The 12,576-nt window shown below is 51.1% G+C and carries 14 protein-coding genes; 10 read left to right on the top strand and 4 right to left on the bottom strand.

The window, feature by feature from the left end:
* Positions 1 to 160: 160 nt before the first annotated feature.
* Genes CPA50_RS16970 through CPA50_RS16950 form a run of 5 tightly spaced genes read left to right on the top strand, consistent with a single transcriptional unit; the run spans position 161 to position 4,346 of the window.
* Complete coding sequence (locus CPA50_RS16970) at positions 161 to 1,225, top strand: phosphotransferase family protein (protein WP_096783713.1); 1,065 nt, start codon at positions 161 to 163, stop codon at positions 1,223 to 1,225.
* Entirely contained in the window at positions 1,222 to 1,611 is a 390-nt protein-coding gene (locus CPA50_RS16965) for a DUF6285 domain-containing protein (protein ID WP_096783712.1), read from the top strand. Before CPA50_RS16970 ends, CPA50_RS16965 begins: the two co-directional genes overlap by 4 nt.
* Positions 1,611 to 2,333, top strand: coding sequence for a histidine phosphatase family protein (locus tag CPA50_RS16960; protein WP_096783711.1), 723 nt, complete (start codon positions 1,611 to 1,613; stop codon positions 2,331 to 2,333). Before CPA50_RS16965 ends, CPA50_RS16960 begins: the two co-directional genes overlap by 1 nt.
* A 58-nt stretch (positions 2,334 to 2,391) precedes the next feature.
* Entirely contained in the window at positions 2,392 to 3,570 is a 1,179-nt protein-coding gene (locus tag CPA50_RS16955) for an acyl-CoA dehydrogenase family protein (protein ID WP_096783710.1), read from the top strand.
* Entirely contained in the window at positions 3,570 to 4,346 is a 777-nt protein-coding gene (locus CPA50_RS16950; RefSeq protein ID WP_413772176.1) for an SDR family NAD(P)-dependent oxidoreductase, read from the top strand. Before CPA50_RS16955 ends, CPA50_RS16950 begins: the two co-directional genes overlap by 1 nt.
* Positions 4,347 to 5,388: 1,042 nt before the next feature.
* Here CPA50_RS16950 and CPA50_RS16935 read toward each other — a convergent pair.
* Both CPA50_RS16935 and CPA50_RS19730 read right to left on the bottom strand, forming a co-directional pair.
* The gene (locus CPA50_RS16935) at positions 5,389 to 6,048 is read right to left on the bottom strand and encodes a hypothetical protein (RefSeq protein ID WP_096783706.1); all 660 of its coding nucleotides are present in this window, start codon (positions 6,046 to 6,048) and stop codon (positions 5,389 to 5,391) included.
* 230 nt (positions 6,049 to 6,278) lie between these two features.
* Complete coding sequence (locus CPA50_RS19730) at positions 6,279 to 7,271, bottom strand: restriction endonuclease subunit S (protein ID WP_413772171.1); 993 nt, start codon at positions 7,269 to 7,271, stop codon at positions 6,279 to 6,281.
* A gap of 570 nt (positions 7,272 to 7,841) precedes the next feature.
* Between CPA50_RS19730 and CPA50_RS16920 the strand changes: the two genes are divergently transcribed.
* Both CPA50_RS16920 and CPA50_RS16915 read left to right on the top strand, forming a co-directional pair.
* Positions 7,842 to 8,597 (top strand): HipA domain-containing protein, encoded by a 756-nt coding sequence (locus tag CPA50_RS16920; RefSeq protein WP_096783704.1) that lies wholly within the window; start codon positions 7,842 to 7,844, stop codon positions 8,595 to 8,597.
* Entirely contained in the window at positions 8,590 to 8,877 is a 288-nt protein-coding gene (locus CPA50_RS16915; RefSeq protein WP_179397256.1) for a helix-turn-helix domain-containing protein, read from the top strand. The genes CPA50_RS16920 and CPA50_RS16915 overlap by 8 nt, the downstream gene beginning before the upstream one ends.
* Before the next feature lie 127 nt (positions 8,878 to 9,004).
* Here CPA50_RS16915 and CPA50_RS19975 read toward each other — a convergent pair whose 3' ends face one another.
* Together CPA50_RS19975 and CPA50_RS19970 are read right to left on the bottom strand one after the other, a co-directional pair.
* Positions 9,005 to 9,472, bottom strand: coding sequence for a tyrosine-type recombinase/integrase (locus tag CPA50_RS19975; protein ID WP_413772170.1), 468 nt, complete (start codon positions 9,470 to 9,472; stop codon positions 9,005 to 9,007).
* A 3-nt stretch (positions 9,473 to 9,475) separates the two neighbouring features.
* The gene (locus CPA50_RS19970) at positions 9,476 to 9,937 is read right to left on the bottom strand and encodes a phage integrase N-terminal SAM-like domain-containing protein (protein ID WP_413772169.1); all 462 of its coding nucleotides are present in this window, start codon (positions 9,935 to 9,937) and stop codon (positions 9,476 to 9,478) included.
* Positions 9,938 to 10,300: 363 nt separating this feature from the next.
* On the opposite strand from CPA50_RS19970, the gene CPA50_RS16905 reads away from it, so the two are divergent.
* The 3 genes from CPA50_RS16905 (at position 10,301) to CPA50_RS16895 (ending at position 12,361) form a co-directional block, all read left to right on the top strand.
* Entirely contained in the window at positions 10,301 to 10,822 is a 522-nt protein-coding gene (locus tag CPA50_RS16905) for a hypothetical protein (RefSeq protein ID WP_096783702.1), read from the top strand.
* A gap of 370 nt (positions 10,823 to 11,192) precedes the next feature.
* Complete coding sequence (locus CPA50_RS16900; protein WP_227519703.1) at positions 11,193 to 11,777, top strand: hypothetical protein; 585 nt, start codon at positions 11,193 to 11,195, stop codon at positions 11,775 to 11,777.
* Positions 11,778 to 11,890: 113 nt separating this feature from the next.
* The gene (locus CPA50_RS16895) at positions 11,891 to 12,361 is read left to right on the top strand and encodes a hypothetical protein (RefSeq protein WP_143750761.1); all 471 of its coding nucleotides are present in this window, start codon (positions 11,891 to 11,893) and stop codon (positions 12,359 to 12,361) included.
* Positions 12,362 to 12,576: the final 215 nt, after the last annotated feature.

The following is a 12,576-nucleotide window of genomic DNA, read 5'->3' as shown; positions in this document are numbered from 1 at the left end:
GTTTCACGATTGCTTCAGAGCTGAAGTGTCTATTGCCTGCCTACTTCTCCGGTTTTTTTATTTTATTGATTTCCCTATGTTTATTTCCTCATCTCTTTGTTGGCCCAGAGTTTGCTGAAGAGCAGTTCATGGAAACGTATCTGCGAAAAGAGATTATCTGATGGATGTTGCACAGAGTGGCTCAAGTTCACAACTTCGTATTGCGGGGGACCGCTGGGGGTGGCAGGAAAGCCTGGAGCGCTATTTGTCCGGTGTTTTGCCGGAGGGTGATGTGCTTATCACCAATATGGAGTTGCTTTCTGGAGGTGCCATTCAGGAAAACTGGCTGCTGGATGTTCACGTAAGTGGTGGCTCCAAGGCTGGAAAGCACAGGTGGGTTTTACGGACCGATGCTCTTTCTGCCGTGGATGTAAGTATGTCCAGAGCGAACGAGTATGCCGTACTTAAAACCGTCCACGAAGCTGGCGTCGATGTACCTACGCCTTTCTGGCTCTGCACAGATCCGGGTGTTATTGGTCGCGAGTTTTTTGTGATGCAAGCGGTTGGTGGCACCGCAGCAGGCCACCGTTTGGTCAAGGATGATTCCCTTGTGCCAGACCGGGCGGCTCTTTGCCGTGAGCTCGGGCGTAATCTGGCGAAGCTGCACTCCATTAAGCCGCCGCAGCAGACCCTTGGCTTTCTGCCTGCACCGGTTGCGGATCCGGCTCAGGCAACTATTGAGCAATACCTGGGTTTTCTGGATGAGCTGCCTTGGGCATTTCCGGTTATCGAGTGGGGTTTGCGCTGGCTGCACCTGAACAAGCCTGAGCCGGTCGAATCCTGCCTTATTCACAGGGATTTTCGCACCGGTAATTTCATGGTGGATCAAGGTGCAGTGTCGGGCATCCTCGACTGGGAATTCACCGCTTGGGGCGATTGGCGTGAGGATATGGGTTGGCTAACCGCAAAATGCTGGCGGTTCGGTAAGAATGAGAACGTTGCCGGTGGTGTTGGTGCTCTGAGCGATGTTATGGCCGGGTACTCGGAAGTGTGTCCCCGAGAGATATCGCCGGAAGAACTACGTTACTGGCAGGTTATGGCGCACGTTCGTTGGGCCATAGTTGCAGTTCAGCAGGCAGAGCGACATCTTTCCGGGAAACAGCATTCCCTGGAGCTTGCTCTCACCGGACGGCTGGTGCCCGAGGTTGAATACAATATTTTAACATTGACAGGAGGCCACCCATGAATCGCCCGGATGCACGAGAGTTGCTTGAAGCGGCCCGGGAAACTCTGATGAACGACGTCTTTCCGTCGGTGCCGGAAAATTTGCGTTACGAGGTGCGCATGATCGCCAGCGCTATGGGAATCGCGGCACGCGAGGCGAAGATGGGGGCAGGTGTAAGTCAGGACGAAGTCGCAGCGTATAAAGAGGTGTTGCCAGAGGCTGTAGCCATTGATTCAGCATCGCTGGAGAGTGCCCGGAAGGCTATGAAAGACGCGATCCGGGCGGGTTCTTTCGATGCCCCCGGGCAAAAACAGGAGCAGCTGCAGGCGGTTTTGCAGAAGGCTGTGTTGAACGCGCTGACGATCAGCAACCCTAAAGTTGTACCTCCATCCGAGGGGACACGCTGATGCCCTCAACCCCGAACCGTTATCAGGGGTCAGGGCGTCGTCGCCTTTACCTTGTCCGGCACGGACACGTTAACTATTTCGATGCGGCAGGTCATCCGTTGGACCCCCGGTCGGTGCCTCTGTCTGCTGATGGTGAAGCTCAGGTGCAGGCGCTGAACAGCATACTGCAAGGGGTGACATTCGACAGAGCCATCAGCTCAGACTACCCCAGAGCAATTCAGACCCTTGAGATGGTTCTGTCAGGCCGGTCAGATTCTTGTGCCACTGAATCAACTGCTGCTTTGCGAGAGATTCGGGCGGGGCGGCTCAGCCAGATGCCGCCGGAATCATACGATGCAGAAGTGGCCGAAGCTTACCACTGGTCGCAAAAACCTGGGGCGGGATTTCTGAGAGGCGAGCGTTGGGATGATTTCGGCGCTCGGGTTCTCGAATGGTTCGGCACTCTACTTGAGGATCCGAACTGGCAGAGCGCTGTGATTGCCAGCCATGATGCTGTCAACCGGGTTCTGATTTCGTGGCTGATGAGCGGGGATCTGTCATCTCTGCCGTTTCTTGAGCAGGACCATGCCTGCCTCAATATTGTAGATGTAGACCGCCCAAATGCTGATGGTTCAGCCAAAGCGTATCTGCGCCTCCTTAACCACACGCCTTACAACCCTGTTAAATCCGGTGAGCGCTCGACAGTGATGGAGCGAATAGCTCAATCCATGTTGTCGATGTGACAAGGATGCATGTTCACGGTGCTCAGTTTTTAATTAATAAAATAATCGGGAAATGACTATGAATTTTGAACTAAGTGATGAGCTCAAGGCGCTGCAGGCGAAAGTGCGCAGCTTTATCCGGGATGAAGTTATGCCGCTGGAGTCTGATCCGCGCCAGACACCCCACGGCCCCACCGAAGAGCTTCGAAATGAGTTGGTAGCCCTTGCCCGAAAAAAGGGACTGCTTACTCTGCATGCTTCGCGTGAAATGGGTGGTGCTGAGCTGTCTCATGTTGCGAAAGCTGTGATCTTTGAGGAAGCCGGGTATTCACCGTTAGGGCCCACAGCGCTGAACATTCATGCGCCGGATGAGGGAAATGTCCACCTGATGGATGTGGTGGCTTCAGAAGCCCAGAAAGAACGCTGGCTAAGACCTCTGGTAGAAGGGAAAACGCGCTCCTGTTTCGCGATGACAGAACCTTCTCCTGGTGCTGGGTCGGACCCATCAATGCTAAGCACAACGGCTGTTCGTGACGGCGATGATTATATTATCAATGGTAAAAAATGGTTTATAACCGGTGCAGAAGGTGCCGCTTTTGCGATCATCATGGCGCGAACTGATGATGGAAACGCCACCATGTTTCTGACAGATACTGACAGGCCCGGTTTTATCGTTGACCGTATGATGGATGTTATGGACTCGTGCTTCACCGGCGGCCATGGCGTTGTACGCTTTGAAAATCTCAGAGTGCCTGCCACCGATATACTTGGCGAAATTGGCAAAGGGTTTCGGTACGCGCAAGTTCGTCTGGCACCGGCAAGGCTGACCCATTGCATGCGTTGGCTGGGAGCAGCTCAGCGGGCCCATGACGAGGCCTGTCGATATGCAAGTACACGGGAATCTTTCGGAAAACGCCTGGGAGAACATCAGGGTGTAGGCTTCATGCTGGCCGATAACGAGATGGATATGTTGACTACGCGGCTGGCAATCATGCACTGCGCATGGGTGCTGGACAAAGGTGAGCGCGGAAATACCGAGTCCAGTATGGCCAAAGTAATCAGTTCCGAGAGTATCTGGAGAGTGATTGACCGGAGTGTGCAGGTTCTGGGTGGGCAGGGTGTTTCAGGAGAAAATGTTGTAGAGAAAATTTTCAAGGACGCCCGGGGCTTCCGTATTTATGACGGCCCGAACGAGGTTCACCGGATGAGTCTTGCAAGGAAAATTCTCGCTCGCAATACCGACAAATCGAAAGGTTAATCATGGCGGATAGTCATCATCTTTTCAGTCTGGCCGGTAAGCGTGCACTGGTTACAGGGGCATCAAGCGGGCTTGGGCGCCACTTTGCCAAAACACTGGCCAAAGCAGGTGCTCAGGTGGTTGTGGGCGCACGTCGGGTTGACCGCCTTCAGGAGTTGGTCGCGGATATCCAGAATGAGGGCGGTGCTGCCTTGGCATTGCCTCTTGATGTCGTCTCACGAGCGTCAGTTGTTGCCTGCCTTGACGAGATCTGCAGTCAGTATGGTGGCATTGATGTTGTTGTGAACAACGCCGGCGTCAGTGATACCAAGGCAGCACTGGATTACACAGACGATGATTGGGACGCCATTGTGCAGACCAACCTCAAGGGTGCCTGGATCGTAGCTCAGGAAAGCGCCCGCAGAATGACACAGAATGGCGGTGGTAGTGTTGTTAATGTTACCTCCATTCTCGCCACCCGCCTGGCGGGTGGTGTCGGGCCCTACTGTGCGGCCAAGGCAGGCCTGGCTCACCTGACTCGTTCTATGGCGCTGGAGCTGGCGCGGCATAATGTTCGAGTCAACTCATTGGCGCCAGGCTATGTAATGACTGAAATCAATCAGGATTTTCTGGAAAGTGACGCGGGGGAAAGGCTTAAAAAGCGTATTCCTGCGCGCAAGTTCTGTCAGGTCCAGGATCTCGATGGTGCGCTCCTGCTTCTTGCTTCTGATGCAGGAAGAGCGATGACGGGTTCTGAAATCGTTGTTGATAACGGTCACGCTTGCTCTGGATTATAAAAACAATCAGAGCCCGCGCCTTATAGTGGGTTCTGATTATTTTCCTGCCGCCAGATGTAGCGAATGCCTTCGAGTAAAAACTTGCCTCAAAATGTTCAGCAAGTCTTGCCGATCTTTTGTAGATTAAATACTTCCGTAAGTTATGACGCCCCCGGGTGCAATGCATGCGAGTTCGCGGAGATCTTGTGCAGCCGTTCGATAGGGTCGAGCCTCTTCTTCCTGGGCGGATATAACTTCTGGCGGCTATCTGCTGCACGCTTTTTGGGGACTTATTCAGAGTCTCCTTAACACTCCCTAGCTCTGTTATTCTATGGGGATGGAACACCGCGCTCCCGATAAACCCTGACATTCTGTAGTTCCTGCTCACACCGTTCACCAGAGAAGTTCCGGAGATAAAAACTTTCTGGGCTATCGCCCTCCCTAAGGACTAGGTCTGATCGACTCTCTTGAAGTTTAGTCACAGTTGCCGCAATGACATTCGAACTCCACCCGGCTTCATCTGTCAGATCCTGGACCTCAAATGCAGCCATCCGGTAACGTTCTGCATCGCCATCGTTGTTGCGATATCTTTGTGCAGTGTTCGCGCAGAGCAGGAGATCCAAGTATGCAGTGACAGGTGGCAGTAATCGCTCTTCGAATAGAAGTTCCTCGCCGACTGCATGGGCCGTCGTTACCAATGATACCGTTAGCCATGTGAGATGACGGATAAGTCGTATTGGTGTGAGCCTCTTCTCAATCAATTTCATCTTCGACTTCTTTGGTTTCTGTTTGTTGCACTAGCGCATCAAGCACGATTTTGTAACCGCCGTGTAGTGCAAGAGCAATCACGGGCCATATCGCAGCGCTGAGCCAAAGAGTCGGCTCAGCGCCAAAATAAGAAGCTATCAGAGTTATAGATAGAGATAGAAACAACGCTGGTACGCCTACCAATCTAGGCCAAATTCGGTCTTTTCTGCTAACCCTCTTGTTCACTAATGCGCTAAGCGAGACATAGTAAGTAAACGCCCCAAGTAGGCTCGTGATAATGAGCACTACAGCCATGCTAAAGGTCGCTGTACGCGAGCAGCCCGCGAGCGGCAAGTTCTCGTTTTGCCATTCTCGACTCTTTCGTAGCCATGATGTTTAGGCCTGAAATAATAATAATGGCAGGTATACTCATCAGCCCGATACCAGATACCATTCGATTCTGAAAGCCTAGACGGCGAGCGACCTCTTTGGCCAGTCCGCTCTCCTTGAAGGGGGCAAGAATCTGCATTGCTTGAGCTCTTAATCCATTTTTTGATGTGTAATAAAGAGCCCCAGCCAACGCCCCAACAGTAATATTTGGTGTCGAAACCGGGTTCATTTGATCTGTGATAGCGGCTTTTGATTTTGAGAACTGAAAAAACTCCTGAAGTTCTTCATCAGATAGAGACCACATATACCAGTACGGCTGAACACTTTGATCTGTTACGAGTGTCAGTAGGTGTTGGGTTATATGGCCTCTTGGCACTTCATCTCTGATTAACCTGTTCACTTCAGCACGAGCTGAGACTGGAAGGTGTCTGAATACTGCAATTCCATTCAATATAGGAGCATACAGGTCGGGGGAGGCGGATATCTGGGATTGGTAGTTTCTTAAGCCCATCAGATCGGCAAGAGCAAGTAGAGGGGAATTTTTAAAATCAGAAGTAACGTAACGATCAGTAGCTATGGCGCTCATAAACTGTTCCTTGTCGTATGAGTTTGACGATCCTGTCAATTAACTATGGTGCATAATTGCCGAGGCCGGATTTACTGTCAATAGCTTCGAGTATGAATACAGGAGTATGATTCCTGTAGGGGCGCGCTGCCCAATTAATCAGAGACGGTAACCACTCGTAAGCATCCCGTAAACCCATCTTGAGCCTGACATCGAAGCCAAATGATATCGCTGCTGTAGAACAATAGTCGTCACGAAATCAAGACGTTAGTAATGATCGCAGTAACGGGGTAGAACCCGATGACATATTGATTTCGGAGACGTCGAAACGTGGTGTCATTGCCCTTCGAAATTTCCTGGATTATGCCGAGAAGGGCAACATGGATGGAACTCCGGTTCACACGGGCAAAGCGCCGGATAGTGATTTTGAGGTCGCCGTCATTGAAGCGCTTCATCAGGCCGGCTTTGAGTGTGAAGCACAAGTAGGTGTTGCCGGCTTCATCGTCGCCCGCTCCACCCTGATCCTCTCCAGCAACGCCTCCGCGCTGTTCTCGCCGCTGATCAGCTCCGGGTTGTCCTTGCGCCACTGCTCGATCAGTTCCCCCCGACAAAATCGCCGGGAGCGATTTTGGACAGCCGCAGGCTGGCCCGAAGGGCAACGCACAGGGATGTGCTTTGCAGTAGTCTTTTGCTTTCGGACTATTCAACTGATAGTTCAGAAACTCGGGGTTCAGGCTGGACAAGCATTTAATCTTGATTAGATATCCGGCATAAATGGCGTTCCTCTCGCCTCTGAAAATCGAGGTTTTGCCAACCAACTCAGGGCTATTTGTGCGGTTGAATAAAACATCCCCGGGTTCGAGTCGGTATTTTTCGATTTCCTCTGGATCGCAGGTGTACACAAGATCTGCCCAATCGAGTCTTCCATCTTGGAGGTTGCCCACTCTCAGGACGGGAACGTCACCGGACTTTTGAGATTTGGAGGAAGAGCCGTAGCGTGGCTTTTCGATAAAACGACCTAACTCGTCTGATTCCCAGTTAGCCAAATCAGCAGATCCCCGCCATTCCTCCGTCAACCGCCCACTCACTGCCGCAGACAGCACGGACTGGCGGAAGCGTTTGAGGATTTTCGGGATGCGTTCGAGGCGGGCTTTGGAGTTTTCCACTTGGGCCAGCAGGGTGTCGAGTTTGTCGGCGATGACTTTTTGTTCGGCGAGGGGTGGGAGCGGCAGCCGCAGCCGCACCTCCGATAAGCCCTTGCCTGTAATCTGAGGTTGAGCAGAACCAGATATGGTGTCTTCCCTGGTAAGTGAGCTCCTGGCTGTCGGCTTCCCAGCCGGCTTCAACAAGTTGCTGGTCGATCAGAATACGCGTGAGTTCTTCGTTCAGCAGCGCTGGAAAGCTCAACGAAAAGAGGGTCGTGTTCAGCCAGAAAGGCAAAATTTGCCGATGGGTTAATGCCTTCCTGCACAGTTAACTCCCTATACCCTGAATCACTACCCGGCGCTTTTAAAACTATGAACCGCTCAGGTACAAACGAAAAGACTGAATTGTTGTAGGTGGTTACCTTACTAACTTTTACGACTTTATCAGCGATCTTTGGATAGGCCAATCTATCAATTGGAAGGCGCCATTACTACTCGATAGAAAGTAAGCAAAGTTGAGTTGCGTTTACTCCGCGAGCTATCTCAGGCTTGGGTCTATATATCAGCATAATAGACTTTAGATGCCGGCTTTACGGTATTATATATCACTATGCTGGTATTTAAGTCAGTTAATGGCTAGGGTAAAGTCCACTGTAATGGTATTTAGGCATGACGATGCAGAGCGAACAAAAGATCCTGACCGTACAGGTCTACTGGGGCCATGAGTGGCACGACGCCGGTACTGTCCGGTTCCCGAACCCCAAGGCAGGCCTGACTGGTGACATGGCGTTCACCTACAACGGTCAGTATGTGAATGCGGTCACCACTGCGCAGGAGGGCTTGTCATTCAAGGACGAGCGGGCCATCGGTCACAATGCCCCCGGGCACCTGATGAAAGGATACCCACAGGAGGCGGTTGCTCCGGTGCTCCGGGATATTATTCCTCAGAGTGCCGGGCGACGGTATCTGCTCCGTCATTGGGACGTTACCGGGGATCCGGGCCCGTCCGTTGACTTCAAATTGCTCAACGAGGGGTGCATCGCACCGATCGGCAACAGTGATAATCACGGGCGAAACACTGCTCTGATCAAGCGTGACGGCCGAATCAGCCTGTCCCCAACCTACGACTTGGCACCCATGGTGCTGGACAAGGAGGGCATTGCCCGAGCGACGGTCTGGCCGAAGGATTATCAGCATTCGATCTATGAGCCTGACTACCACAGGGTCATACAGGACTTTGCCGAGGATCCGGATACCACCCGGGCCCGGTTTATCGCTGAGCTGGAAAAGCTGGCGGACCTGAGACAGAAAGTTGTGGAGATGGGTGTGCCCGAGCGGGTTCTGGAACACAGGAATATTGTCTTTGAGCGCCCGGCGCGGTTCCTGAAAACCCTGAAAAATGAGGGGGGAGGCGACTATGCCTAGAATGCCACCAAAGGTTGAAGATCATAAGCGCGAAGTGGCCCAGGCCGAGCTTGAGAAGCGTATGAAGCAGGGCAAGATCTCGGTGGGTGCCGCGGTGCGTGAGATCCGCCAGCGCTTTGTCGGTATCTCGCTGGAAGACTACGCTCAATTGTGTGGTCTGTCGAAGACCACCCTTATGAATATAGAGCGTGACGATTCCCGGGTTCTTCTGGAATCTGTTAAAAAAGCGATAGAGCCATTGGGGTACCAATTGACCTTGGTGCCTGCTGAGTTTCCATAGGGAAACGGGGCTCCAGCCGTGGGGTCTGAGGTCTTCCCGGATGCTTGCTCAATAGCGCGAAAAGTTTCCTGGTGCTGTGCCCTCGCGAACATGGAGAGCAATCAGGACACAGGAAACTAAAAAGGCCCTACGCTCTCACGTAAGGCCTTGAAAATATGGCGCGCCCGACAGGATTCGAACCTGTGACCCCTGCCTTCGGAGGGCACCGTTTTCGGTAGGGGAACGTTGGGAGCAGGTCAGTGGCAAAAGCGTGGCGAAAAGTATGCGCCGTCACCCGTTTGGTAATTCCGCTCCCTTTCACGGCCTGCCGTAATCGCCGCGCGTAGGTTGAATGATGAAGGTGATGTCGGCACACATAGCCTGCAATGGGGTGAACGCATCGTGTTGAAGACGGGAATAGATACTGCCAACCAAAGTCTTTCATGATTGGTCCATACTTTTTATGCAGAGAGGCCGGAACCGATGTGAGCCCGAATCCTTCGGCCAGGTCGGACTCATGGATCTCTCGTGAATGGGCAATTTGCCGCTCCATGTTATCTCTCAAATTGCCGGGAAGAAGGGTATATCGATCTTTCCGTCCCTTACGGTTGAACACCAGCTAGTTCCGGCTTTTCAGGTCGATGTCTTTTATGCGAAGCGAAAGAGCTTCGCTGACCCTCAGGCCACAGCCGTAAAGATGTGCAGTGATTAGCCAATACTCCGCTTCCATATTCCCCAGAATAGAAGCGACTTCCTCTGGATTGAGAACCGTGGGCATGCGCCGAGGTGTTTTCGACATTTTGTAGTGCAGGTTTTCGATCTCCCTTTTCAGCACATTCTTGTAAAGGAAGATTATGGCGCAAAGTGCCTGGTTTTGGGTGGCGGGGCTGACCCCTCGATTTACGGCGAGATGATTCAGGAAACGCTCAATTTCGTGATTGCCCATCACCGCAGGGTGCTTCTTGCCATTGAACAGAATGAACTGACGGACCCAGTACAGATAGGTTTTCTCGGTTCGATAGCTGTATTGCTTCGTCCTAATTTCCGTGCGAACCGATTGCAGAAATGGTGATTTAGACACGTCGCCCCTCCTTGGCAAAGATCTGTATATTTATACAGTTATGATGAAAAGGCCTCGAAAATGTCAAATATTCTGCGGTTTAATTTGCATGGCGCTGCACACTTTCCACAAGGCACTCTAGTAGCCCATTGATTTTGCGCAGGAAGTTTTTTGTCTTTTGGATTTAACTTGCAAAAACGTGCAACAATAACCCGCCTGCAAACTTTTCACAGACCCGGGAGAAGAAAAGCGCCCGAGAGCGGGATAGTAAGGACCTGAAAAGTCGATATTATTCAGGCGGTGACTCAGTTTTGGACGGGGTGATGGCGTTGCGGTTTAATAAAAATTCAAACTAATAAGCTGTTATGTACACAAGGGGAAATAGTGTATTACGGTGATTTCTCAAAAATTAAAAGCTTCGACGATGTCGTATCCTTGATAAAACGATTTTTTTTAGCTTTATCGGTTTTATTCTTTTGCTTTTATGTTTGGGGCTGTTTTATTTCGCCACCGCTCGAATATTCGGAGTTAACAGAACTAGAAGGTGTCATAATAGAAAAGTGGCGTCATAACCCATCAAGAGCACCAGAAGAGTATCGTCTTCGTGTTAAAACCGATGATGGTATAAAGCAATTGCGCGTTGTTAGTAACCTTGTTGCGAATTGCTGTTTTCTTGAAGAAATCCCGTTAAACAGAAAGGTCTCACTTTTAACAAACTGGAGTATTGAAGGTATTGACTTTTACCAGCTAACCTACGGCAAAAAAGTGCTCCTAGATGCCCATGATGTGCTGGCCGGAGAAGAAGAGATTATTGTTAATTATCTCCCGTTCTCATTAGTGTTGTTTTTAATCGGTGGGTTTGCTTACTGTGTTGAGTCAGTGCGTAAAGCAAAAAAAAATACATAACAAGTGCATTAAATTCGTTCCCGGCCTGACGGCCGTCCACCGGACGCCCTAGTCGGGCGCCGTTTATGCAGGCGTTAGCGGCAACAGTTTCGGCGCTTTTTGCGGGGGGGGGCTTGGCAGCATAACCTGCGCAATTGGGTGAGCACCAAGGTCGTCAAAGTTCGCCGTCTTGCTGGCAACCCAGCAGCGCCTGCTGGTTCCCACTTGCCAGGCCGCTGTCATCATGAAACTAACGGGCCCGCAGCGCAAGCACCAGCACTATACCTTAGATACAGAGTGTATCAGGTTCGAAGGACGGCCTTGGGCACGCTTCGATTGACCGGCTGGAAGTTTTCCGTTCTAATTCTCGACTCAAAGGACAGTTACTTTTATGGATGAAAAGTTATGGAACGCTCTCTTCAAATATCCCCCAAAGAAGACATTGCTCTCGCTCAAAAGGATCTTGAAACATTCTGGTATAGCCGCCTTCAGAAAAAAGATCCTGTTGTACGAATTGGCTACGCTATTTGGGGTTTCTGATCCCGAAAAATTAAGAACTGCGATAATTACCGGGGATCCCGAGTACTGGAGCTATAGGCCTTTTGCATACTGGGACGTTATGGCCATATCAACAGTTGTAAATCTTGCTGTTGGGCTCGAGAAAGGTGGCCACATAGGTACGTTCGCGGAAATACGAGCGAAGATTAAAGAGATTGGACTTGCAGTCGCCCAATTTCATGCTCTTTATACGAGAAATGACTATGAGAAAAAAGTTGGTCAGGTCCCAGGGTTGCTTAGCCTCAAGCAGATGGCAGACTACCACCATGTAGCATTTGAGCAGTTCAATATTCCTCCAAGTTTCTACGGAGGCACCTGGTTCGGCGCCATTCCGGAACAACTCCAGTTTGACACTTATGGACATCTCTATTGCCATGATTGTGATTCGACTGAGGTGTATACCGGTAAAGCACAATGAACAAACTTTCCCCAGCAATCCTATCAGCAGTGGTCCTGCTACCAGCCTGCGCCCCCTCGCACGCTCCAAACGCGCAAAACAGTGCTGGCTTCTGTACGCCAGAAGAATTTCGAGTGGCGGATACTTCTAGTAAGGGCACGCCTGTAGACGGGAATTTCGATACCGACGACAATCCATTTGATGTGCGGTTGATGATTCCGGCAGAATATGTAGCGAAAGTGGTTTCTGGGTATCAACCAACAGTCAAGGTCCGAACTAGCGAACTCCGGCAGTCCTTGTACCTGACTTTTGATGTGGTAAGGAGCTACAAGCTGGCAACAGAGAACGTACTGGAAGTCCCGGAACATGCCAGTCTTCGAAAAGTTGAGACAGATAGCCCCTACTATTGGCATTTTTTGGAAGACTTCGACGGTGAAACGAAAAGTTGGGGCAGCTGTTATGACAACCATGGCGGAAGCTATGACTGCACAAGAGTGCTGAAAAGGGATGGCTTTCAGGTTTCCTACATGATTAATCAGGAGAATATTCCCGTCTACCAGAAAGTCGACAAACTGGTTCTGGATACCATAACGGCCTGTCAGTAAATACCAGGAATACCCGTTTAAAAACTTAAGACCCAGATCATCAGTTCTGAAGGCTGCCGAATCCGAGGGCCTTTGCCCATACGCCGCTGCTGCAGGTCATACGCTGAAGGAATTGCGAGCTTTGTCAATGGGCTCCAAAGTGCTAACAATCGGCTGCATAGCGACCAATTTCTAGCTGCTTCTCAGCTCTAAATCGGCGCGTGAGCCGGGCGTTG

Origin of the sequence: Marinobacter sp. ANT_B65 (assembly GCF_002407605.1) — a bacterium.
Taxonomy (GTDB): Bacteria; Pseudomonadota; Gammaproteobacteria; order Pseudomonadales; family Oleiphilaceae; genus Marinobacter.
This window is presented reverse-complemented; position numbering and strand designations above follow the sequence as displayed.

What these genes read in the sequence shown, in the direction of transcription:
- CPA50_RS16955 (WP_096783710.1), top strand. Translation starts at nt 2,392, where the DNA reads ATGAATTTTGAACTAAGTGATGAGCTCAAGGCGCTGCAGGCGAAAGTG.
- CPA50_RS16970 (WP_096783713.1), top strand. Translation starts at nt 161, where the DNA reads ATGGATGTTGCACAGAGTGGCTCAAGTTCACAACTTCGTATTGCGGGG.
- CPA50_RS16965 (WP_096783712.1), top strand. Translation starts at nt 1,222, where the DNA reads ATGAATCGCCCGGATGCACGAGAGTTGCTTGAAGCGGCCCGGGAAACT.
- CPA50_RS16920 (WP_096783704.1), top strand. Translation starts at nt 7,842, where the DNA reads ATGACGATGCAGAGCGAACAAAAGATCCTGACCGTACAGGTCTACTGG.
- CPA50_RS16900 (WP_227519703.1), top strand. Translation starts at nt 11,193, where the DNA reads ATGGATGAAAAGTTATGGAACGCTCTCTTCAAATATCCCCCAAAGAAG.
- CPA50_RS16935 (WP_096783706.1), bottom strand. Translation starts at nt 6,048, where the DNA reads ATGAGCGCCATAGCTACTGATCGTTACGTTACTTCTGATTTTAAAAAT.
- CPA50_RS16915 (WP_179397256.1), top strand. Translation starts at nt 8,590, where the DNA reads ATGCCTAGAATGCCACCAAAGGTTGAAGATCATAAGCGCGAAGTGGCC.
- CPA50_RS16960 (WP_096783711.1), top strand. Translation starts at nt 1,611, where the DNA reads ATGCCCTCAACCCCGAACCGTTATCAGGGGTCAGGGCGTCGTCGCCTT.